This is a genomic window from Pseudideonella sakaiensis (assembly GCF_048320135.1).
GTDB classification, from domain to species: Bacteria; Pseudomonadota; Gammaproteobacteria; order Burkholderiales; family Burkholderiaceae_C; genus Ideonella_A; species Ideonella_A sakaiensis_A.
In genome coordinates, this window is the sequence record NZ_CP182947.1 from 2961296 (window position 1) to 2983187 (window position 21892).

Here is a 21892-nt window from a genome sequence, read left to right on the forward strand (position 1 = left end):
TCGCCACCACGATGCCGGCGCGCCTGATCGGCGCGCCGCGCAACGGGGCGCAGGCGCTGCTCGAGACGCTGGTTGACTGCGGCGTCGATACGATCTTCGGTTATCCCGGTGGCGCCGCATTGCCGCTGTACGACGCGCTGCACGGCGAGCCGCGGCTGCGGCACATCCTGGTCCGCCACGAACAGGCCGCGGTACATGCCGCCGAGGGTTATGCGCGAACCACCGGCCGGGTCGGCGTCGTGCTGGTGACGTCGGGGCCGGGTGTCAGCAACACGATCACCGGGCTGCTCGATGCGATCAGCGATTCGGTGCCGGTGCTGTGCATCAGCGGCCAGGTCGCGACTGCCGGGATCGGCACCAATGCCTTCCAGGAAAGCGACGCGCTCGGCATGTCGCGTCCGGTCACGAAATGGAACTGGCAGCCGCGTTCGCCCGACGAACTGCCGGGCGCGGTGCGCAAGGCGCTCGAGATCGCCGCTTCGGGCCGGCCCGGGCCGGTGCTGCTCGACGTGCCGAAGGATATCCAGCTCGCGCCGCTCGGCCTGCTGCCGGCACGGCCGCTGCCCGGCTCGCGCCGGCGCAGCCCGCACGCCACCGCGCCGGCGCTGCCGCCGCGCAACAGCCTGCAGCGGGCGGCCGACCTGATCTCGACCGCGCGCCGTCCCGTGTTTTATGGCGGCGGCGGCCTCGTCAATTCGGGGCCGGAAGCCTGCGCCGCCTTCACGCGACTGGTCCGCCGGGTCGGCGCGCCGTGCACGCTGACGCTGATGGGGCTCGGTGCCTTTCCGGCATCGGACCCGCTGTTTGTCGGCATGCTCGGCATGCACGGCACGCTGGAGGCGAATCTGGCGATGCACGAGGCCGATCTGGTCGTCAATATCGGCGCACGTTTCGACGACCGCATCACCGGCAAGCTCGACGAGTTCTGCCCGCATGCGCGCAAGATCCATGTCGACATCGATCCGGGCAGCATCAACAAGGTCGTCAGTGTCGATGTGCCGCTGGTCGGAGACTGCGGCGCGGTGCTGGGCGCGCTGCTCGGGCTGCTGCCGGACGACGTCGAATCGGCAGCGCAGGCGCAGCGGCTGGCGCCTTGGTGGCAACGCATCGCGCGCTGGCAATCGCGCGACAGCCTGGCGTTCACGCCGCGCGACGATGTGATCGTGCCGCAGCAGCTGATGGCGACGCTGCAGCGCGCGCTCGATGGCGCCGATGCGATCGTCTCGACCGATGTCGGCCAGCACCAGATGTGGGCCGCGCAGCACCTGCGCTTCGAGCGGCCGGGCCGCTGGCTGACGTCGGGCGGCGCCGGCACGATGGGTTACGGCCTGCCGGCGGCGATCGGTGCGCAGGTCGCGTTTCCCGATGCGCTGGTCGTCTGCGTCAGCGGCGATGCGTCGGTGCTGATGAATATCCAGGAGCTGTCGACCGCGGTGCAGCACGGCACGCCGGTCAAGCTGGTGCTCGCGAACAACGGCTGGATGGGCATGGTCCGCCAGTGGCAGGAATTGATCCACGGCAACCGGCTGAGCCACAGCTGGAATGCGGCGCTGCCCGACTTCGTTGCGCTTGCGAAGGCCTTCGGCTGGCAGGCGCGCCGGGTCGACGATCCGGCCGAACTCGAAGCCGCGCTCGACGAATGCCTGACGAGTGACGGGCCGTTTTTTCTCGACGTGCGGGTGGCCGGGCAGGAGAACTGCTTTCCGATGATCCCGGCCGGCGTCGGCCATCACCGCGTGATGTTGTCGAAAGAAGAGTGGTACGTGGACGACGCCTGAACGGCTGAGCGGTGCCAGAATCCCGGCAGCCCGCGGCGTTGTCGACGCGGTGCCTGTCCGATGCCGGGAGATCCACAGATGCCGAGCCGCCCGTCCTTCATCCGGTCGACCAGCGAGGTGCCGGAACATACCCACGTCTATCCGCAAAGCGACGAGCCGATGGGCCCGATGCGCCGGCTCGGCAAGGAGGCCGGGCTCGAGCGGCTCGGCGTCAATGTCCAGCGGCTGCCGCCGGGCACCCGCTCGTCGTGGCCGCATGCCGAGGAAAACGAGGAGGAATTCGTCTACCTGCTGTCGGGCGAGGTCGACGCCTGGATCGATGGTGAGCTGTACCGGATGACGGCTGGCGATCTGGCGGCTTTTCCGGCCGGAACCGGCATTTCGCACTGCTTCATCAACAACGGTGAGCAGGAGGCGGTGCTGCTGGTCGGCGGCGAGGCGCGCGTGCCGGGCAGCCGTGTTTTCTACCCGCTGAATCCATCGCGCCGGCAGGACATGTCGCCCGACGACTGGTGGAGCGATGTGCCGGCCCGCGAACTCGGCGGCCACGATGGGCTGCCCGACGCGCGGCGCAAGCGCGTTCCACAAGCCTGACGATGCGCGCGGTCGCGAAGCTGCCCACGATGGGCGCTTCGCAACCACCCACGAGGCCGGTCATGAAAACACCGTCTCTGCTCGCAGGCCTGCTGATCTGTTGTGCCGCTGCTGCCAGCGCATCGACGCAGGAGGAATTTCCGTCCGGTGCGGCATCACCGAGTGCAGCCGAGTTGAAGGAGCGGCTGGCCGGGAAGTCGTTCGATGTGCAGTTGAAAAACGGCATCTCGTGGCGGCTGCAATACAACACGATGGGCTATTTTTTTGTCGATGCCAGCACTGGCGGCCGGACCAGCGGCAGTTGGTCGGCCGAGGACGGCAAGTTGTGCAGCCAGTTGAAGGGCAACCCATCGCCGCAATGCAGCGACGTCCGCGTCCACCAGAACCAGTTGGTCGTGCGCCGCACGGTGAACGGCGAACTGATCACCTTGGTGCCGCGCTGAATTGGCCGAAATGCAAGATTCCACAAGCTTGAGGATGCCAGCCGGCGATGCCGCCGACAGCATCAAGCCTCGTCAATCCATCGAGGAGGCCTTGCATGAACAAGCTGTCGTGTCTTGCCGTTGCACTGCTGTGTGCTGCTGCACCGTCGTTTGCAGCGACCGAGGGTTTTCCATCCGACGCCACATTGCCGCGGGCAAGCGAACTGGCCAGCCGGCTGACCGGCAAGGCCTTCGTAGCGAAAACGAAGAACGGCGAACTCGGCCGGCACGAATTCAACGACATGGGTTCGTTTGTTGTCGCCAACGGCAATGGCCAGCGCGCGATCGGCAACTGGCGCGCCGAAGACGGCAAGTTCTGCAGTCGCGTGAAGGGCAGGGAACGCAATCTGCGCTGCAGCGATGCGCGTATCCACCAGGATCGGCTGCTGGTGCGGGCAAACAAGGGTGAGCTGATCACCTTCGAGCCGCGCTGAGCGCGTGCCGCCAGCGGCGGCGCATTGCCGCCGTCAGGTCACCGGTGCCGGATTGAACAGCACCAGTGCGTTGTGCAGCTTCCACTGCTCGGCCCAGGTCTTCTTGCGGCCGCTGGCCACATCGAGCATCAGCTCGAACATCTGCCAGCCGACCTGCTCGATCGTCGCGTCGCCGTCGGCGATCGCGCCGGCATTGATGTCCATCAGGTCGTGCCAGCGGCGCGCCAGGTCGCTGCGTGTCGCGACCTTGATCACCGGCACCTCGGCCAGCCCGTACGGCGTGCCGCGGCCGGTCGTGAAGACATGCAGGTTGATGCCGGCGGCCAGCTGCAGCGTGCCGCAGATGAAATCGCTGGCCGGTGTCGCGGCATAGACCAGGCCGCTGCTGATGCCGCGATCGCGCAGGCTCTGGCCCGGTGACAACACGCCGGTGATCGGCGCGCTGCCGCTCTTGATGATCGAACCCATCGCCTTTTCGACGATGTTCGACAGCCCGCCCTTCTTGTTTCCCGGTGTCGTGTTCGCGCTGCGATCGGCGCCGCCGCGTTGCAGGTAGGCGTCGTACCAGGCCATCTCGCGGATCATCTGCTCGGCAATTTCCGGTGAGCCGGCGCGCGCGGTCAGCTGGTCGATGCCGTCGCGCACCTCGGTCGTTTCGCTGAACATCACGGTGGCGCCGGCGCGCACCAGCAGGTCGGCGCAGAAACCGACCGCTGGATTCGCGGTGACGCCACTGAAGGCATCGCTGCCGCCGCATTGCACGCCGACGACGAGTTCGCTGGCCGGCACCGTTTCGCGCCGCCGCGCATCGAGCCGCTGCAGATGCTGCTCGGCGGTTTTCATGATCGAATCGATCATCGACATGAAGCCGACGTGTGCGCCGTCCTGCAGGCAGACGACGTCGAGCGGTGTGTCCGCCGATGCGGCATTGCTGCTGCGCTGGTCGACGATCGCCAGGCTGCCGGGCGGCAGCAGCCGCTCCGGCTGCAGCTTCTCGCAGCCGAGGCTGACGACCATCACCTCGTTGCCGAAATTCGGATTCTTCGTGATGTTGCGCAGCGTGCGGATCGGGATCGCCGCATCCGGCGCATCGATCGCGACGCCGCAACCATAGCCATGCTCGAGGCCGACGACATCATCGACATTCGGATAGTTCGGCAGCAACTCGGCCTTGATGCGCTCGACCGCAAAGTCGACGACGCCGGCGACACACTGCACCGTCTGCGTGATCGCGAGGATGTTGCGTGTGCCGACGCTGCCGTCGGCATTGCGGTAACCCTCGAAAACATGGCCTTCCAACGGCGGCAGCGGCCGCAGCGGCGCGGTGCCGACCGGCAGGCCGTCGAACGAACGCGCCTGCGGCATCTCGAGCAGCCGCTCGTGTACCCAGCTGCCACGCGGAATCGGCTTCAGTGCGGTGCCGATCACGACGTTGTAGCGCCGCACCGGGTCGCCGGCCGCCAGATCGACGAGCGCGACCTTGTGCCCCTGCGGCACACGGTCGACGAGCCTCAGGCCGTCGGCAAACACGGTGCCTTCCGGCAAGCCGCCGTCATTCGCGACGATCGCGACGTTGTCGCGTTCGTCCATCTTGATGTGGAGGGGTTTGTTGGCCATTGCCGAATGTAGCGTTCTCGCGATTGCTGGCCAATGCCACCAGACCGAATCGGGGCTGAAGCCCCTCCCACAAAAGAACGGCATCAGCGGGGCATCGGTGCTTATCTGTGGGAGCGGCTTCAGCCGGGATTGCTGGCCATGCAACCAGCCTGAATCGGGGCCGAAGCCCCTCCTGCACGGCAGGCTACGGCCGCTCGCGCGCGACGACGCGGCTTTCCAGCGGCTTCGGCTGATAGCTCGCATCGAAGCTGCAGCCGGCGCCGAATCTTGCTTCGTACGCCGGGCAGGCCGCGGCGATGCCGGCCGCGGTCGGTTTCGCGCCCTGTTCGACCCAGCCGAGCAACGCATCGAGCAGCACCGGGTAGGTGACGTCGCTGATATAGCTGTGGGTGCCCTTGCTGGTGAAGGTCTGTACCAGGCGATCCCCGCTGCCGCCCTTTTTCATCGTCTCGCCGAAGTGCGCATCGAGTTCGACGAAGGCGGTCGGATCGCCGATCCACTTGGTCGTCAGCACCGGCACCGGGATGCGGCCGGCGAGGTCGGTATCGGCAGCAAAACGCCTGACCGCGGCCGGGTCGGCGCGGTAGCGGGCGACGCCGGCATTCAGCGCGGCATCGTCGCTGGAGCCGGCATAACGCGCACCGGCATTGCCGAACGGGCTGGCGCCGCCGGTGCGTTTCTCGACGATGTCCTGGAAGTGCATCGTCGCCCAGTTCATGTGGCCCTGGATCGAGCTGGCCGGGATCTTCAGCACGCGCTCGATCGTCTGCACCTTGGCCTGCTGGTCCGCGCTGCGCTGCGCGGCCGGCTTGTCGAGCGCCAGGCACTCGTCGACACGCGCGGCGACATCGGCCTGGACCATCTTCGCGCCGGCCGGCAGCCCGATGTTCAGCGGATATTGCGCCTCGGTCGGCCGCGGGTGGTTGTTGCACAGGTACTGGTATACCGCACGCAGGTCGGTGCGGAAATCGTAGGAACGGGTGCCGCCGGCGAGCACGCCGCTGGTCAGCAGCACCGCGTCGTAGGGCTGGCTGCCGACCGTCGACGCGGTGAACATCTCGGCGCCTTTCGCCGCGACATTGGCGCCCCACGACTGGCCGTGCAGGATGGTGCGTTTTGGCTTCGCGACATGGGCGCGGAAGATGCGGCGCAGCCGCTCGGTATCTTCGGCCGCCGCGCGCACCTCGACGCCGCCCTGGCGGAAGCTCGAGCCGGCATAGGCATACCCGGCCTTCACCGCGATCGCCCAGCGCGTCAGGTCCTCCTCGGCGCGTTTGGCAGTTGCTTCGCCGAGAAATGGTCCGCCGTGCGCATGCAGCAGCAGATGGCCGTTCCAGTCGGCCGGCATCGCGATCAGGTAGTGCGCGCCCTTGCTGTCGGTGCCTGCCAGGCAGCGAGCAGTCGACGGCACCGCTTGCGGGCATTTGGTCGCCGTCGGCGCGGCTTCCGCGAACGGTGGCTCGCCGACGTTCGCACAGCCGAACAGCAACGGCGGGATCAGCAACGCGGCGGCGTGCAGCAGTCGCGGGGTGGGCAACAACATGGTGGTCTCCTGAAGGGGTTCTCGTCGGCGCGCTGCTGCGCGACGGTCGGCGATTCTGGATCGTGCCGAGCCAGATGGCAAAGATGTCTAGAATCTCGACTCCATACGCCATGCATATCGAACTGCGCCACCTGCGTTATTTCGCCGCGGTTGCCGGCGCCGGGCACATCACCCGCGCCGCCGAGCAGCTCGGCATCCAACAGCCGCCGCTGAGCCAGCAGATCCGTGCGCTTGAAGACGAACTCGGTCTGGCGCTGTTCGTGCGCCATCCGAAAGGTGTCGAACTGACCGAGGCCGGCCGCCAGCTGCAGGTCGAGGCGGCGCGGCTGCTCGGCGATTTCGACGCGATGCGCAAGCGGATGGCTGCATTTGCGCAGGGCCAGCGAGGCCGGCTGGCGATCGGCTTCACCAGTTCGGCGGCGGCGCATGCCTTCACGCCGGAGGCCTTGCGGTTGTGCCGCAGCCGCCATCCGGAGATCGAGCTGGTCGTCAGCGAAAACAATGCCGCCGAGATCACCGAGGCGGTCGCCGCGCAGCGCTTGCACTGCGGTTTTCTGCGCGTGCCGGTGGCGACACCACGTGGGGTTGCGCTCGAACCGCTGCTGCAGGAGGCGACGCTGCTCGCGCTGCCATCCGACCACCGGCTGGCCCGGGCGCCCGATGCAGAAACGGTGCCGGTATCGCTGGCGCAACTGCGCGGCGAAAAACTGATCCTGGTCCGCCGGCCCGGTGCGCCGGGCCTGTATGCGAACCTGCTGGCCGCCTGCGAACGGCAGCGGGTGCAGGTCGAGGTGGTCGCCGAGGTCGAGCGGATGATGACCAACCTGAACCTGGTCGCTGCCGGTGTCGGCATCTCGGTGGTGCCGGCATCGATGTCCGGCGCGCACCGCCATGCGATCGTCTACCGGCCATTGGCCGCATCGGCGCGGCTCGGCGCGCCGATCACGCTGGTCTGGCGCGAGGCCGATGCGCAGGGGCCGCTCGCGACCTTCATCACGCTGGCGCGGGAAGTGGCGGCGCGCTACCGCGAGCGCAGGCAGGCGGCCTCGGCGGCTGCGCCAGCAGCGCCGCCCGCGGTCCCACGCCGCCGTCGGAAGAACTGACGCAGCGCCGGCGCTCTGGTAGCGCTGTCATGCTTTCTATAATTCGCCGATGAGCACCGATGCCGCGCCGCCACGCCGCTCACGCCGCAGCAGCGGCGCAGTGACGCTGCACGATGTTGCACGGCTGGCCGGCGTCGCGCCGATCACCGCATCGCGGGCACTGAACTCGCCGGAACAGGTTTCCGAGGAGGTGCGGCGCAAGGTCGGCGATGCCGTTGCGCGCACCGGTTATGTGCCGAACCTGGTCGCCGGCGGGCTGGCGTCGCGGCGCAGCCGGCTGGTTGCCGCCGTCGTGCCGACCGTCGCCGGCCCGGTATTCCTGCGCACCGTGCAGGCGCTGACCGAAACACTCGCAGGGCACGGTTACCAGCTGATGCTCGGCCAGACCGGTTACCGCGGCAGCCGCGAGGACGCTTTGCTCGAGGCGATCATCGGCCGCCGGCCCGACGGCATCGTGCTGACCGGCATCCTGCATTCGGCCGCCGGGCGGCGCCAACTGCTCGCCTCGCGGATACCGGTCGTCGAGACCTGGGACCTGACACCGACACCGATCGACATGCTGGTCGGTTTTTCGCATGAACAAGTGGGCGAGGCCGTCGCACATCATCTGCAGCAGCGCGGCCGGCAACGGCTGGCGCTGATCACCGGCGACGACGAACGGGCGCTGCGTCGGCGCGACGGCTTTGTCGCCGCGGCGCGCCGCCTCGGTCTGGCCGATCCGCGGGTCGTCACGGTGCCGGCGCCGACCACGGTGCGCAGCGGGCGCGAGGCGCTGGCTGACTTGTTCGCTGCCGATGCGGCGGCTGCCGATGCGCTGTTCTGCAGTTCCGACCTGCTGGCGATCGGCGTCTTGACCGAGGCGCGTTGCCGCAGTATTGCCGTGCCCGAAGACGTTGCCGTGGTCGGCTTCGGCGACCTCGAATTTGCCGCCGACCTCGAGCCGGCGCTGACGACGGTGCGCGTCAACGGCGAGGCGATCGGCCAGCAGGCGGCGCAATTCATCATCGATCGTGCCGCAGGCCGGCCAATCGCCGAGCCGGTCATCGACATCGGCCATTCGATCGTTGTTCGCGACAGCGGATGAACCGCGTCACCGGCTTGCCGCAGCCGGCCTCCGCCGATATCATCGATATGTTAGCGCTACCATCAATTCCATGACCCATTCCACCCCGCGCATCACCGCGCTGCGCGTGATCCCGGTTGCCGGGCGCGACAGCATGCTGCTGAACCTGAGCGGCGCGCACGGCCCGTTTTTCACCCGCAACCTGCTGATCCTGACCGACAGCGCCGGTCGCACCGGCGTCGGCGAGGTGCCGGGTGGCGAAAAGATCCGCAAGACGTTGGAGGACGCCGCTGCGCTGGTTGTCGGCGAGCCGATCGGCTCCCACCAGCAACTGCTGCAGAAGGTGCAGAAAACCTTTGCCGACCGCGATGCCGGCGGCCGTGGTCAACAGACCTTCGACCTGCGGATCACGATCCATGCGGTCACCGCCATCGAATCGGCGCTGCTCGACCTGCTCGGCCAGCACCTCGAGGTGCCGGTCGCTGCGCTGCTCGGCGAAGGCCAGCAGCGCGATGCGGTCGAGGTGCTCGGATACCTGTTCTACATCGGCGACCGCAATCGCACCGACCTGCCCTATGCCAGCGAGCCGGATGCCGCCGACGACTGGTCGCGGCTGCGCCATGAGGAGGCGCTGACGCCGCAGGCGATCGTCCGCCTCGCCGAGGCGGCGCGCGAGCGTTACGGCTTCAATGATTTCAAGCTGAAAGGCGGCGTGCTGCGCGGCGACGACGAGGTCGATGCGATCGTCGCGCTGCACGAGCGGTTTCCGCAGGCCCGCGTGACGCTCGATCCGAACGGCGGCTGGTTGCTGAAGGATGCGATCCGCCTCGGCCAGCGGATGCGCGGCATCGTGGCCTATGCCGAGGACCCGTGCGGTGCAGAGGACGGTTTTTCAGGCCGCGAGGTGATGGCCGAATTCCGCCGCGCGACCGGCCTGCCGACCGCGACCAACATGATCGCGACCGACTGGCGGCAGTTGGCGCATGCGCTGGCGCTGCAGTCGGTCGACATACCGCTCGCCGATCCGCATTTCTGGACGATGGCCGGCTCGGTGCGCGTCGCGCAGACCTGCCGCGACTGGGGGCTGACCTGGGGCTCGCACTCGAACAACCATTTCGACGTCTCGCTCGCGATGTTCACCCACGTCGGCGCCGCTGCGCCGGGCCGCGTCACCGCGATCGATACCCACTGGATCTGGCAGGACGGCCAGCGGCTGACGCGCGAGCCGCTGCGCATCGTCGACGGCCATCTGCGGGTGCCGGAGCGGCCGGGCCTCGGCATCGAACTCGACATGGCCGAGGTCGAGAAGGCGCACCAGCTCTATTTGCAACACGGCCTCGGCGCCCGCGACGATGCGGCAGCGATGCAGTATCTGCTGCCCGGCTGGCGATTCGATCCGAAGCGACCGTGTCTGGTGCGCTGAGCGGCGCGCCGATTTCTGGAGAACAGATGACTTCACAACGTCCCCGCATCGTGCAGGCCGGCCGACTGCTGTCCACGCTGGAGCGCCGCCTGGCCGAGCGCTACGACACCACGCGGCTGGTCGAGCAGGCCGATCAGCGGGCCTGGCTGGCGGCCAATGGCGCCGGCGTCACCGGCCTCGTCACCTCGGCTGGCACCGGCATAGCCGCCGACGTGATCGCCGCGCTGCCCGATCTTCGGGTGATCTCGAGTTTTGGAGTCGGCCTCGACAAGCTGCCGCTCGCCGCAGCGGCCGAGCGCGGCATCGCGGTCGGCTATACGCCCGATGTGCTGAACGATTGCGTCGCCGATCTGGCGATCGCACTGCTGCTCGACATCGCGCGGCGCGTCAGCGAGGCCGACCGCTTCGTCCGCCGTGGCGGCTGGTCTGCGCCGGGCGGCAAGGCCTTTCCGCTCGCACGCAAGGTCAGCGGCGCAAAACTCGGCATCGTCGGCCTCGGCCGCATCGGCCGCACGATCGCGCGCCGTGCCGATGGTTTCGAGATGGCGATCCGTTATCACAGCCGTCGTCCGGTCGCCGATGCGCCATGGCAGCACGAGCCGTCGCTGCATGCGCTTGCGCGCTGGTGCGACCACCTCGTCGTGATCACCGCCGGCGGCGCCGAGACGCGGCACCTGATCGATGCCGAGGTGCTCGATGCGCTCGGCCCGCGCGGCTTTCTCGTCAATGTCTCGCGCGGTTCCGTCGTCGACGAACAGGCGCTGGTGCGTGCGCTCGCCGAACGGCGCATCGCCGGCGCCGGGCTCGATGTGTTCGAGGACGAGCCGCGGGTGCCGGCCGAACTGCTGACGATGGACAACGTCGTGCTGCTGCCGCACATCGCCAGTGCAACCGAAGAGACACGCGAGGCGATGGCGGCGCGGGTCCTCGACAACCTGGAGCAGTTTTATGCCGACGGCACGCTGCTGTCGGCGGCGCCGCTGCCGGAAACCGCTAGCGGATGAACTGCTGCACGTAGTCGGCGCCGAGGCCGTTGCCTTCGTAGTGGCGGCGGCACATCTCGATCTTCGTGAAGACGTCCTCGTAGCCGGCCTGCTTGCCGTCGGCATCGACGTAGACCATCGCGCCGTGGATGTTGAAGAAGGTGATCATTTCGGTCGCGCCATCGGCGGCATCGTCGACGACCAGCGTGTGGATCTCGCCCGGCGGCTCGTAGACAAACGATCCTTCGCTGGCGATCCAGTCGTGTTCGAGATAACGCCAGGCGCCGCGGATCACATAGCCGGTGACCCACGACGGATGGATGTGGCGCGACAACACCCCCGACTTGCGCACCCGCAACAGGTTGCACCAGCTGCCGGTGACGGTATTGAGCAGCAGCGGGCGGAACCAGACTTCGGGCGCCTGCGGCACCCAGACGCGTTCGTCGTCGGGTATCGCCTGGATCGCGATTTCGGGCCGGATGCCCGGCAGTTGGACGATCATCTCGAGACTCCTTCAGGTGATCAGGTAGCCGCCATCGACCGGCAGCACAACGCCGGTGACAAAAGCGGCCCAGGGCGAGGCGAGAAACAGTGCGCCACCGGCGACATCGGCCGGCGTGCCCCAACGGCCCATCGGCGTGCGCGCGAGGATCGGGCCGCTGCGCGCGGCATCGTTTTGCAGCGCGTTGGTCAACGGTGTCGCGATCCAGCCCGGCGCCAGCGCATTGACGCGGATGCCGTCGGCCGCATAGGCGATCGCCAGCGACTTCGTCAGCTGCGCAACACCGCCCTTGCTCGCGCTGTAGGCCGGTACCAGCCCGCCGCCGAAGAAGCTCAGCATCGATGCGGTATTGACGATGCAGCCGCCGCTGGCGGCGAGCAGGGCGCGCGCCGCGGCGCAGCAGCGCATCGTGCCGTTCAGGTTGATGTCGAGCACCTGCGCAAAGACGGCCGGGTCGTGTTCGTCGCCGCGGCGGATGATGCCGGCGCAGTTGACCAGCACGTCGAGTTGGTCGAAGCGGCCGAGCAGCGCTGGCACCGCCGCATCGTCGCGCACATCGAGGCATTCGACGGTGGCGCCGGCCAGCGTGTCGCTGCTGCAGGCCGCGTCGACCTCGGCGCTGGTGGCACCTGTGACCGTGACGCGTGCGCCATGCTGCACGAAGGCCGCACCGATGCCGGCGCCGATGCCGCTGCTGCCGCCGACGACGAGCACACTGCGGCCGGAGAAGAAGTCATCAATCGCCATCGGGCGGTCCTTTCGTCAGGGGGGTGTGAGCCGGATCGCACCGGATACGGCTTCGTGTGCACTGTAGCCGGTGGCCGGGCTGGGCGGCCGCCTGCGAATCGATGAACTGCAGCCGCGAAGACGTCAGAATGCGCCATGACCCGAGCCGACGACCCCCGCCAGTACAGCCCCGCCGCAGACCGCAACCGCGAGCCGATCCTGAACGAGCTGCAGCGCCTGCTGCCGCCAGCAGGCCTGATGCTCGAGATCGCCAGCGGCACCGGTCAGCATGCGGCCGCATTCAGTGAAGCGCTGCCCGGCTGGCACTGGCAACCGACCGATGCCGACGAATCGGCGCTGCGCTCGATCGCAGCCTGGTGCTCGGCCTGCGACCGGGTGCGCAAGCCGCTGCTGCTCGATGTCACGCAGTCCGACTGGCCGGGCGTGCCGGCCGAGGTCGATGCGATCTACTGCGCGAACATGATCCACATCTCGCCGCCGGAAACGACGGTCGGACTGCTGCAGGGCGCGGCGCGCCATCTGCGGCGGCCGGACGGACTGCTGATCACCTATGGCCCCTACATCGAGGACGGCGTCACGACCGCACCGAGCAACCTGCAGTTCGATCTCGAACTGAAGCGCCGCAATCCGGCGTGGGGGCTCCGGCGGCGCGAGGATGTCGAACGGGTCGCCGGCGAAGCCGGGCTCGAACTGCGCGAACGTGTCCCGATGCCGGCGAACAACCTGTTGTTGCTGTGGGGGTGGCGCGCCAGCTAGGGTTTGTCGAGCTCCTTGCTCGATGCCGGTTTCGACAGCACCGGCGCTTCGCTCATCGCCTCGCGCCACAGCCGGCGCGGCAGGAATGTGCGCAGCTGCTCGATCGCCTTGTCGATCAACCGCGGGTGCAGCTGATGGCCGATGCCGGGCAGGATGTCGGCGGTGATGTCGGCGCCGAGCAGCACCAGCGCATTCGCCGCATCGATCACCGGCGTTGCCGGCACGACCTCGTCGGCCAGGCCGTGCAGCAGGTGCAGCGTGGTGTCAGTCGGCGCATGGTCGGGAATGGTCGTGTGGCGGCCGCCGAAGGCGAGCACGCGGCCGGCCAGTTGCGGCTCGACCTGTACCGCCTCGAGCGCGACGATTGCGCCCTGCGAAAATCCGGCCAGCGCGGTGCGCTGCCACGACATCGAGAACTGCTGCTGCAGGTTGCGCACCGTCGCAACGAACGCCGGCAGCGCCGCCTGCACCCTGGCCGCCCGGTTGTCGTCGTTGATGCCGGCGCGCGAAAAATACTGGTAGCCGTCGACCGGTTTGCCGCTGCCGGCCGGATCATCGGCCTGCAGCGGCGCCTGCAGGCACAACACCGCGGCCTGCGGGTATTCGCGGGCCAGCGCCTCGGCCAGCGGGCGCATCGCATCCGGCGTCTGGCCATGCCCATGCAGCAGCAGGAACAGCAGATCGGGCGCGCCGTCGTCGGGCAGCCGGGCCAGGGTCGTCGTCATCGCGGCGGACCGATCAGTTGAAGGTCTTGCCTTCTTCGGCCAGCCGGACCAGCAACGGCGCCGGCTGCCACGACGGGTCGGCGCCCGGCTCGGCAGCGAATTTGCGCAGGCTGCGCACGACATTCGGCAGGCCGACGGTATCGGCGTAGAACATCGGCCCGCCGCGCTGCACCGGGTGGCCGTAACCGTTCAGGTAGACGAGGTCGATGTCGGACGCGCGCGCCGCAATGCCTTCCTCGAGGATGCGTGCACCTTCGTTGACGAGCGCATAGATGCAGCGCTCGACGATTTCCTGGTCGCTGATCTTGCGCGGCGTGACATTGTTCGCGAGCCGATAGTCGGTGATCAGCTTGTCGGTCAGCGGATCGGGAATCGGTTCGCGTTTGCCGGCCTCGTAGCGGTACCAGCCGGCACCGGTTTTCTGGCCGAAGCGGCCGGCCTCGCACAACAGGTCGGCAATGCCGGGCTTCATCTCGACGCCGGCCTCGGCTGCGCGACGCTTGCGGGTTGCCCAGCCGATATCCAGACCGGCGAGGTCGCCGACGCGGAACGGCCCCATCGCGAGCCCGAATTTCTGCAAGGCGTTGTCGACCTGCTGCGGCGCCGCGCCGGCAATCACCAGTGCATTCGCGGCGGCGCCGTACCGCGCCAGCATCCGGTTGCCGATGAAGCCGTCGCAGACGCCGGAGACGACCGCGACCTTCTTGATCTTCTTCGCCAGCGCCATGCAGGTGGCGAGCACATCGGGCGCGGTTTGTTCACCACGCACGATCTCGAGCAGCCGCATCACGTTGGCCGGGCTGAAGAAGTGCAGGCCGATCACGTCCTGCGGCCGCTTCGTGAAGGCGGCGATCTTGTTCAGATCCAGATACGAGGTATTCGATGCGAGGATCGCGCCGGGCTTGCAGGTCTTGTCGAGTGTCTCGAAAACCGTCTTCTTGACGTCCATGTTCTCGAATACCGCCTCGATCACGAGATCGGCATCGGCGAAATCGGCATAGTCCAGCGTCGGCTTCAGCAGGCCCATCCGCTGCTCGACCTGCTCGGGCTTCAACTTGCCCTTCTTCATCGAGTTTTCGTAATTGCGGCGGATCGTCGCGACGCCCTTGTCGAGCGCCTCCTGCTTCATTTCGAGCAACACGACCGGGATGCCGGCGGTCAGAAAATTCATCGTGATGCCGCCGCCCATCGTGCCGGCGCCGATCACGCCGACCTTGCCGATCTCGCGCTGCGGCGTATCGGCTGGAATGTCGGGCAGCTTGCCGGCGGCGCGCTCGGCGGCAAAGACATGGCGCAGCGACTTCGACTCCGGCGTATTCATCAGCGCCAGGAAATCCTCGCGCTCGAGCCGCACCGCCTCGTCGAACGGCAGCTTGACCGAACGGGCCACCGCCTCCCAGCATTTCAGCGGCGCCGGCAAAGCATTCGCGGTTGCGGCAATCGTATTGCGGGCAAATTGCAGATAGCCGGCGGCATTCGGGTGCGTGACCTTCAGATCGCGCACCTTGCGCACCGGCTTGCCCTCATCGACCACTTTCTGCGCGAAGTCGACCGCGGCCGCGACCACATCGCCGTCGGCAACGGCGTCGAGCAGCGCGGTATCGGCCAGTTTGGCTGCCGCCACCGGCGTGCCGCTGACGATCATGTTCAGCGCGGTCTCCAGCCCGACCAGCCGCGGCAGCCGCTGCGTGCCGGTGGCGCCGGGCAGCAGGCCGAGCTTGACTTCGGGCAGGCCGAGCGTCGCATCGCGCTGCGCAACGCGGAAATGCGCAGCCATCGCCAGCTCGAGGCCGCCGCCGAGGCACTGGCCGGCAATCGCTGCGACCACCGGTTTCGGGCTGTCCTCGACCAGCGAGATCAATACCCGCAGGTTCGGTTCGCGCAGCGCCTTCGGCGTGCCGAATTCGGTGACGTCGGCACCACCGGAAAAGGCGCGTGCGCTGCCGGTCAGCACGATGGCCGCGATCGCATCGTCGGCATGGGCCTGGTCCAGCGCCATTGCGACGCCGTTGCGCAGGTCGAAGCCGAGGCCGTTGACCGGCGGCTTGTTCATCGTGATGACGGCGATCTTGCCGCGCTTGTCGAGCGTGACGAATTCGTTGATCGCGCTGGCGGCGGCGCCGGTTGCTGCTGGATTCATTCGCTTCTCCTGATGCGACGCAGGGGCGCAAACCTTACCAGCATTCGGCCGCGCAACGCGGCCCGGCAGCTCAGCGGCGGCGACGGCGCCGCGGGCGCGTGGCCGGCGCGGCGATCCAGCTGCGCGGCGCGCCGGTATCGACATGAACGAACTGGCGCGACGGATAGATGCCGGTGCCGCCGTCGTCGTTGAAGCGGCGCACCATCGCGCCGATCACCGAGCTCGATGCGCCCGGCACGATGATGTCGGCCGCCTTGCCGTACAAATGCATCGATTGCCGGCCCGATCCTTCGGCCGACTCGTTGGTGCTGACGGTTCGGAAACCCGAAGTGATCTCGATCGTCGGCAGCTTGCCGTTGAATTCCATCCAGCGCTGCACGCCGCACAACACGTCGAGCAGTTCGGGGTCGATCTGCACGATGCGGTTGGCGCGCACGTCGCGCAGCATGTGGCAGGCGGCCACGTAGCCGTCGCGGTCGAGCGAGCCATCGGCGTTGCGGTAGCGGATGCGCATCGCCGGCCCGTCGCGGCGCATCAGGATGCTGCGGTCACCGGCGAGCAGCGCGGCACGCCAGTCGAGTCCGTCGCGCGAGCGCGCCGGTTCGATCTCGGTTGCGTCGGTTCGGCCGCTGCTGGTCGCGGTCGCAGTCAGGCCGAAACTGCCGAGCAGAAAACCTGTTCCGATGCCGGCCAGCAGGCGCCGGCGACCCGTCAGCGGGCCGCTTGTCTCGTCACTCATCACGGCACCTCTTCGCGTCGATCATGCGGGCCTGCAGCAGGTATCGGCGCCGACCGCTGGAACTGGAGCGCGCGGTTGTGACCGCCTGTAACGTTGGCGCAGGCGCTAGGATGGCGGCGCTTCAACCGAGATTGCCGCTGCTGCCATGACCTTGCCGACCCGCTATCTGCTTCCGCTCACGTTCGCGCTTGCCGCGCTGGTTTCCCCTGCCTTCGCCGGCCCGAGTTCGGCCGCTTCGTCGGCTTCGGACAGCATCACCGCCTCGGTCGGCAGGCTGTCCGGATCGGTGCAGGCGTCGAGCAACAGCTCGTCCGGCGACCGCCGTGTCGCCGAAGGTGACTACCGTCTGATCGAAATTGCCGAGGACACCGGCCGGCCCGACATGCTGCGGCTGGCACTGGCGCCGCTGCAGGACGGCGCGGCCGGCGGGGCGGAACCGTTCGTCTTGACCGTGCCGCGCGAGACCGTGGGCCGGACCCCCGAACTGGTCGCCGGCACGACGGTTCACGTGGCCGAGCGGCCCTACGGTTTCGAATTCGCGCAAGGCAAGCCGCGCCAGGCCTTTTTCCTCGCGCTGCATGACGATTGGTATCGCGAACTGAGGACCACGCCGGTCGGGCTTTGACACACAGGCCGGTGCGGCGCGGCATCGCCGCTGCAGCGGCGGCGCTGTGCCTGCTTGCGGCTGGCACGGTTGTGCAGGCCTCGACGCTGCGCTTCTGTGACCGGCCGGCCGACCTGAGCGCGGCCGAGCAGGACCGCATCCTGCGTTTTGGCGCGATCGTCAAGACGCATCTCGAGCAATCCGGCCACCGGCTGGCGCTGGTCTCGCGTTCCGGGCTCGATCTCGGCCGCTTCGGAGTTCGTTATACCCATGCCGGCGTCAGCTTGCAGGCCAGCCGCGAGGCGCCGTGGGCGGTGCGCCAGCTGTATTACGCCTGCGCCGAGCAGCGGCCGCGGATCTTCGATCAGGGGATGGCCGGTTTTCTGCTCGGGCTCGACAACCCCCGGCAGGGTTTCATCTCGGCGGTGCTGCTGCCGCCGGAGGCGGAAGCCGAACTCGAGCGGGTCGTGCTCGACGACCGGCAGGCGCTGCAATTGCTCGGCGCAGGCTACAGCGCCAATGCCCATGCATTCAGCGTCAGCTACCAGAACTGCAACCAGTGGCTGGCCGAGATGCTGGCGGCTGCGTGGAATTCCGATGCGTCTGACGGCCGCGAGCCGAGGGCCGCGGCGCAGGCCTGGCTCGGCAGCGCAGGTTACCGGCCGACCACCTTCGAGGTCACGCTGCCGCCGCCGCGCTGGCTCGGCAGCATCTTCCCGCTGCTGCACCATGACGACCATCCGGCCGACGACCTCGACCGCAACCTGATGCGCGTCAGCATGCCGGCGTCGATCGAGGACTTCGTGCGCCGCCGGCTGCCGCAGGCGAGCCGGGTCGAATTCTGCTTCGATGCCGACCAAGTCGTGATCCACCATGGCTGGCAGCCGCTCGGCGAGGGCTGCCGGCCCGGCCCAGGCGACAGCGTCGTCAACCTGGCGGCGCAATGAAAAAAGGCCGCGACGTCGCCGTCGCGGCCTTGCTGGAACTGCTGCCGATCAGGGCTGATCGGGCGGGCTGTCCGGCCGGTTGCGGCGCCAGCGGTTCAGCCAGTATTCGGTCAGCTTGCCAGCCGACTCGCGGCCGCCAAGGCCGAACGACAAGGCAATCGCGACCGCGACCGCACCAAGCGTCAGGCCGAACGCGAGCTGAACGATCTCGTTGGCGATGCCCATCGCGCGCAGGCCCATCGCGATGACGACGCCGAGGATCGCGATCCGCGCGATCGATGCCAGGCCGGCGGTGTTTTCGCCGCTGGCCCGCGAGATCGCGTTGTAGGCCATGTTGGCCAGCCAGTAGCCGATCACCAGGATCAGGCCGCCGAGGATGATGTCGCCGCCGAAGCGGATGAAGCCGGTGACGACGTCGCGCACCTGGTAGAAGCCGAGCTGGTCGGCGGCCTCGACGACGGCAAACAGCATCGCGAACAGCATCACCGCCCAGTGCGCAAGCCGCGACGGCCGGGTATTGCCGCTCATCGCATCACCCATGCCGATGCGTTGCGGAATCGTGTCGGCGCCGACGCTTTCGAGCAGGCGCGCCAGCAGTGTCGCGACAAAACGCGCGACATACCAGGTGATCAGCACGATCACGACCGCGGCAATGATGTTCGGCACCGCATCGAGCATCTTGCCGAGCATCAGCGTCGCCGGGCGCGAGATCGCCTCGATGCGCAGCGCATCGAGCGCGGCGATCAGCGACGGCACCAGCACCAGGATGAAGACCAGCGTGCCGGCCAGCCGCGACAGGCTGACGCCGGATCCGCTGTCGGGCGGCGGCGGAGCGGCGGTGGTGGTGGTCGTGGCGGTCGGCGTGGTCGCATCGACATCGGCGGCGCCGCCTGCGAAGCGCTGCGACAACCGATCGACACCGGCGGCCGACAACAGGTTGGTGACCAGTCCGCGCAGCACCTTGGCCACCACATAACCGACGAAGGCGATCAGCGCGGCGGCAAAGATGTTCGGCACCATGTCGAGTGCCTGCGTCATCATCACCTGCACCGGGCCGAGCGTGCCGCCGAGGCGGAAGGCGCCGAGGATGGCCGGCAGGAACAGCAGCATCACCAGCCAGAACAACACGTTGCCGACGTTGCGGCTCATCGGCGCCATGCCGGCGGCCGAACTGAGCTTGTCGTCCATCTTCGTCATCTGCAGCGCCCGGGTGACTGCCGCACGCAGCACGGTGGCGATCAGCCACGCGATCAGCGTCAGCACCAGTCCGGCCAGCAGATGCGGCAGGTAGCCGAGGATGTCGGACAGCAGCATCGAGAACGGATTCGACAGGCTGGCCAGATCGAGCGCATTGAGTGCGGCGATCACCGCGCCGAGGATGATCAGCCAGAACACGCCGATCGCAACCGGGTGTTCGGCATCGACCTTCGAGCCGGTGCTTTCCTCGATGCGTCGATTCACGCCGAGCATGCGCAAGACGCGCAATGTGGCCGCGCGGGCAATCACCGCGATCAGCCAGCCGACCGCAAAAATGATCACGGCGCCGATGATCTGCGGGATATGACTGCCGAGGGAATTCTGCAGCGGCGTGACGAATGCCTGGTAGTCCATGGGCTCTCCTTTTTTCTCTTGTCAAAGACACTGCGCCGGCACGCGACGCATGCTGCAACAACCGATTTATATTGTGACCAATGTATCAACGCACCGCAACTGTCGATAAATGGCCTCGGATTTGCCGCGTCAGCCGCCGGCCGGCGGGCCGGCAGCCGACGAGCCGTCTGCCGCTGTCGGACCGCCCGCGGCGACCCGTTCGACCGCCGCCGGCGTCGCAAGTTCGCGCAGACTGATGCCGCCGAGTCCGGCGTCGACCGCCTGGTCGATCTTCGCCAACGCCGCCTCGACCGGCGCCGGCGCCGGCAACTGCGCCGGCGTCATGAACATGTCTTCGCCGGCCGCGCGCACCGCCTGCAGGATTGCCGCGACCGGAATCTGCGCCGGATCGCGTGCCGGTATGTAGGTGCTGGGTTCGGCATCGGTTGCACACAGCATGCGGCTGCGCAGCAGCGCATCGACGACCACCAGCATCGAATGCGAGGGCACGCCGAACGCGCGGGTGAAATCGTGCAGCGCCGGCGCCGGCTCGCCGCGCTGGAAACGGCCGGCGGCCAGGCTCATCACCGACAGCGCAAGCCGCTCGCGCACGCGGTTGCTCAGGCGCGGCTCGCCGCCGCCGGCATACAGGTATTCCGGATGCTGCACGTAAAACGCGATGCTGGCGCCGAACAGCAGCACCAGCCAGCTCAGGTACAACCAGATCATGAACAGGATCAGGATCGCAAAGCCGGAATAGATTGCCGCATATTTGTTCGACGACGCGACGAATACCGCAAAGATCCAGCCGGCGCTTTGCCAGGCGATGCCGCCGACCGCACCGCCGACCAGCGCCGGCAGCAGCCGCACCCGGGTATTCGGGATGAACATGTAGACGAAGGTGAAGGCGGCGATCACCAGCAGATAGGGCATCAGCCGGCTCATCACCTGGACCGCCTGGCTGAGCACCGAAATCTCGAGGATGCCGCGCACGGTGTCGATGTTCATCACCGTTGCGGTCAGACCGATCGCCGAGAAGACCAGGATCGGGCCGACCAGCAGCACGCTGAGATAGCGGCTGAAACGCTCGCCGAGCCGGCGCGACTGCGGGATGTGCCAGATGTGGTTCAGCGCCTCCTCGATCTTCTGGATCAGCGAGATCGCGGTATAGAGCAGCAAGCCGAGGCCGAGTGCACCGAGCACGCCGACATTCATGTTCTGGATGAAGCCGACGATCTGGTTCGCGACGACTTCGCCTTCCGGGCCCAGCGGTTCCAGAACCTGCAGCAGGATCGGCCGGATCTGGTTCGAGACGCCGAAACCCTTCAGCACCGAGAAGCTCAGCGCCAGCAGCGGCACGATCGACAGCAGCGTCGTATAGACCAGGCTCATCGCGCGCAGCGTCAGCTGGCCGTCGACGATGTCGCGCACCAGCATCGACACCGTCCGCACGACGCGCAAACCCCAGGCCTGCCAGCCCGGCAGCGCCGGCTCGCGCGGGCCCCAGACGAGCTCGTGGAAGCGCGTCGCCAGGCCCGATGGCAGAGGGTTGTTCGGTTTCGCCATTGCCGGCCCAGTGTAGCGAGCGCTGCACTGCGCGACGGTCGAGAAATGCCGGCGACCGCGCGGCGGGCCGGCGACGACTGAGACAAGCCAGAGGCCGATGCAGGGCTATCGGGCCCGCCCCCCTACAATGCGCGGTTGGGCTGCCGGCATGGTGCCGCTGCCCCCATCAAGGATAGTCAAGTGTTCATTTCACAAGCTTTTGCGCAGACTGCGCCAGCGGCAACCGGCGGCGGAGCCGATTCGATTTTCGGCAGCCTGGGATCGATGCTGCCGCTGATCCTGATGTTCGTGGTGCTTTATTTCGTGATGATCCGTCCGCAAATGAAGCGCCAGAAGGAACACAAGGCGATGATCGAGGCGCTGGCCAAAGGCGACGAGGTCGTCATCGGTGGCGGCATGGTCGGCAAGGTCACGCGGCTCGGCGACAACTTCATCCACGTCGAGATCGCCAATGGCGTCGAGATCCAGGTGCAGCGTGCTGCCGTCGTCCAGGTGCTGCCGAAGGGCACCTTCAAATAAATCTCGCCCCCCGCGCAACCGGGGTGGCTTCGGCCGG

21 protein-coding genes are annotated in these 21892 nt (G+C 67.8%); 12 read left to right on the forward strand and 9 right to left on the reverse strand.

Translation table 11 applies throughout. The features are described from left to right. Nucleotides 1-11: 11 nt before the first annotated feature. From ilvB to ACNH6H_RS13445, 4 genes are all read left to right on the forward strand, one after another. A complete protein-coding gene (ilvB, locus tag ACNH6H_RS13430) occupies nt 12-1778 on the forward strand; it encodes a biosynthetic-type acetolactate synthase large subunit (RefSeq protein WP_418321315.1) in 1767 nt (588 codons plus the stop codon). Between the two features lie 78 nt (nt 1779-1856). Continuing rightward, nucleotides 1857-2372, forward strand: coding sequence for a cupin domain-containing protein (locus tag ACNH6H_RS13435; protein ID WP_418318328.1), 516 nt, complete (start codon nt 1857-1859; stop codon nt 2370-2372). A gap of 62 nt (nt 2373-2434) precedes the next feature. Further along, nucleotides 2435-2815, forward strand: a complete 381-nt coding sequence (locus ACNH6H_RS13440; protein ID WP_418318330.1) for a hypothetical protein — start codon at nt 2435-2437, stop codon at nt 2813-2815. Between the two features lie 95 nt (nt 2816-2910). Further along, nucleotides 2911-3288 carry a hypothetical protein gene (locus tag ACNH6H_RS13445; protein ID WP_418318331.1) on the forward strand — a complete coding sequence of 126 codons (378 nt, stop codon included), beginning with the start codon at nt 2911-2913 and terminating at the stop codon, nt 3286-3288. A gap of 33 nt (nt 3289-3321) precedes the next feature. Here the strand turns inward: ACNH6H_RS13445 and garD are convergent, their stop codons facing one another. Then, a complete protein-coding gene (gene garD / locus ACNH6H_RS13450) occupies nt 3322-4905 on the reverse strand; it encodes a galactarate dehydratase (protein WP_418318333.1) in 1584 nt (527 codons plus the stop codon). A 184-nt stretch (nt 4906-5089) separates the two neighbouring features. Next, nucleotides 5090-6448 (reverse strand): hypothetical protein, encoded by a 1359-nt coding sequence (locus ACNH6H_RS13455; RefSeq protein WP_418318334.1) that lies wholly within the window; start codon nt 6446-6448, stop codon nt 5090-5092. Nucleotides 6449-6564: 116 nt separating this feature from the next. On the opposite strand from ACNH6H_RS13455, the gene ACNH6H_RS13460 reads away from it, so the two are divergent. From ACNH6H_RS13460 to ACNH6H_RS13475, 4 genes are all read left to right on the forward strand, one after another. Further along, on the forward strand, nt 6565-7551 hold the full coding sequence (locus tag ACNH6H_RS13460) for a LysR family transcriptional regulator (protein WP_418321317.1): 987 nt from the start codon (nt 6565-6567) through the stop codon (nt 7549-7551). Between the two features lie 49 nt (nt 7552-7600). Continuing rightward, a complete protein-coding gene (locus ACNH6H_RS13465; protein ID WP_418318336.1) occupies nt 7601-8635 on the forward strand; it encodes a LacI family DNA-binding transcriptional regulator in 1035 nt (344 codons plus the stop codon). A gap of 70 nt (nt 8636-8705) precedes the next feature. After that, entirely contained in the window at nt 8706-10037 is a 1332-nt protein-coding gene (gudD, locus tag ACNH6H_RS13470; RefSeq protein ID WP_418318338.1) for a glucarate dehydratase, read from the forward strand. A 26-nt stretch (nt 10038-10063) separates the two neighbouring features. Continuing rightward, nucleotides 10064-11041 carry a 2-hydroxyacid dehydrogenase gene (locus ACNH6H_RS13475; RefSeq protein ID WP_418318339.1) on the forward strand — a complete coding sequence of 326 codons (978 nt, stop codon included), beginning with the start codon at nt 10064-10066 and terminating at the stop codon, nt 11039-11041. Here the strand turns inward: ACNH6H_RS13475 and ACNH6H_RS13480 are convergent. Continuing rightward, a complete protein-coding gene (locus tag ACNH6H_RS13480; RefSeq protein WP_418318341.1) occupies nt 11031-11522 on the reverse strand; it encodes a 2,4'-dihydroxyacetophenone dioxygenase family protein in 492 nt (163 codons plus the stop codon). The two genes, ACNH6H_RS13475 and ACNH6H_RS13480, sit on opposite strands and share 11 nt — an antisense overlap. 12 nt (nt 11523-11534) lie before the next feature. After that, nucleotides 11535-12269, reverse strand: coding sequence for an SDR family NAD(P)-dependent oxidoreductase (locus ACNH6H_RS13485; protein WP_418318343.1), 735 nt, complete (start codon nt 12267-12269; stop codon nt 11535-11537). 135 nt (nt 12270-12404) lie between these two features. Here ACNH6H_RS13485 and ACNH6H_RS13490 point away from each other — a divergent pair, with 135 nt between their 5' ends. Beyond that, the gene (locus ACNH6H_RS13490) at nt 12405-13025 is read left to right on the forward strand and encodes a DUF938 domain-containing protein (RefSeq protein WP_418318344.1); all 621 of its coding nucleotides are present in this window, start codon (nt 12405-12407) and stop codon (nt 13023-13025) included. On the opposite strand, the gene ypfH is transcribed toward ACNH6H_RS13490, so the two are convergent. From ypfH to ACNH6H_RS13505, 3 genes are all read right to left on the reverse strand, one after another. Beyond that, complete coding sequence (ypfH, locus tag ACNH6H_RS13495) at nt 13022-13750, reverse strand: esterase (RefSeq protein ID WP_418318345.1); 729 nt, start codon at nt 13748-13750, stop codon at nt 13022-13024. The genes ACNH6H_RS13490 and ypfH overlap by 4 nt on opposite strands. A 13-nt stretch (nt 13751-13763) precedes the next feature. Then, on the reverse strand, nt 13764-15890 hold the full coding sequence (locus ACNH6H_RS13500) for a 3-hydroxyacyl-CoA dehydrogenase NAD-binding domain-containing protein (protein WP_418318347.1): 2127 nt from the start codon (nt 15888-15890) through the stop codon (nt 13764-13766). Between the two features lie 70 nt (nt 15891-15960). After that, a complete protein-coding gene (locus ACNH6H_RS13505) occupies nt 15961-16629 on the reverse strand; it encodes a YcbK family protein (RefSeq protein ID WP_418318349.1) in 669 nt (222 codons plus the stop codon). 145 nt (nt 16630-16774) lie between these two features. Between ACNH6H_RS13505 and ACNH6H_RS13510 the strand changes: the two genes are divergently transcribed. Together ACNH6H_RS13510 and ACNH6H_RS13515 are read left to right on the forward strand one after the other, a co-directional pair. After that, nucleotides 16775-17254, forward strand: a complete 480-nt coding sequence (locus tag ACNH6H_RS13510; protein ID WP_418318350.1) for a hypothetical protein — start codon at nt 16775-16777, stop codon at nt 17252-17254. Between the two features lie 11 nt (nt 17255-17265). After that, nucleotides 17266-18180 carry a DUF2145 domain-containing protein gene (locus ACNH6H_RS13515; RefSeq protein ID WP_418318351.1) on the forward strand — a complete coding sequence of 305 codons (915 nt, stop codon included), beginning with the start codon at nt 17266-17268 and terminating at the stop codon, nt 18178-18180. Nucleotides 18181-18228: 48 nt separating this feature from the next. Here the strand turns inward: ACNH6H_RS13515 and ACNH6H_RS13520 are convergent, their stop codons facing one another. Both ACNH6H_RS13520 and ACNH6H_RS13525 read right to left on the reverse strand, forming a co-directional pair. Next, a complete protein-coding gene (locus tag ACNH6H_RS13520) occupies nt 18229-19791 on the reverse strand; it encodes a mechanosensitive ion channel (RefSeq protein WP_418318353.1) in 1563 nt (520 codons plus the stop codon). 129 nt (nt 19792-19920) lie between these two features. Further along, entirely contained in the window at nt 19921-21336 is a 1416-nt protein-coding gene (locus ACNH6H_RS13525; RefSeq protein WP_418318355.1) for a YhjD/YihY/BrkB family envelope integrity protein, read from the reverse strand. A gap of 180 nt (nt 21337-21516) precedes the next feature. Between ACNH6H_RS13525 and yajC the strand changes: the two genes are divergently transcribed. Then, on the forward strand, nt 21517-21855 hold the full coding sequence (gene yajC / locus ACNH6H_RS13530) for a preprotein translocase subunit YajC (RefSeq protein ID WP_418318357.1): 339 nt from the start codon (nt 21517-21519) through the stop codon (nt 21853-21855). Nucleotides 21856-21892 lie beyond the last annotated feature (37 nt).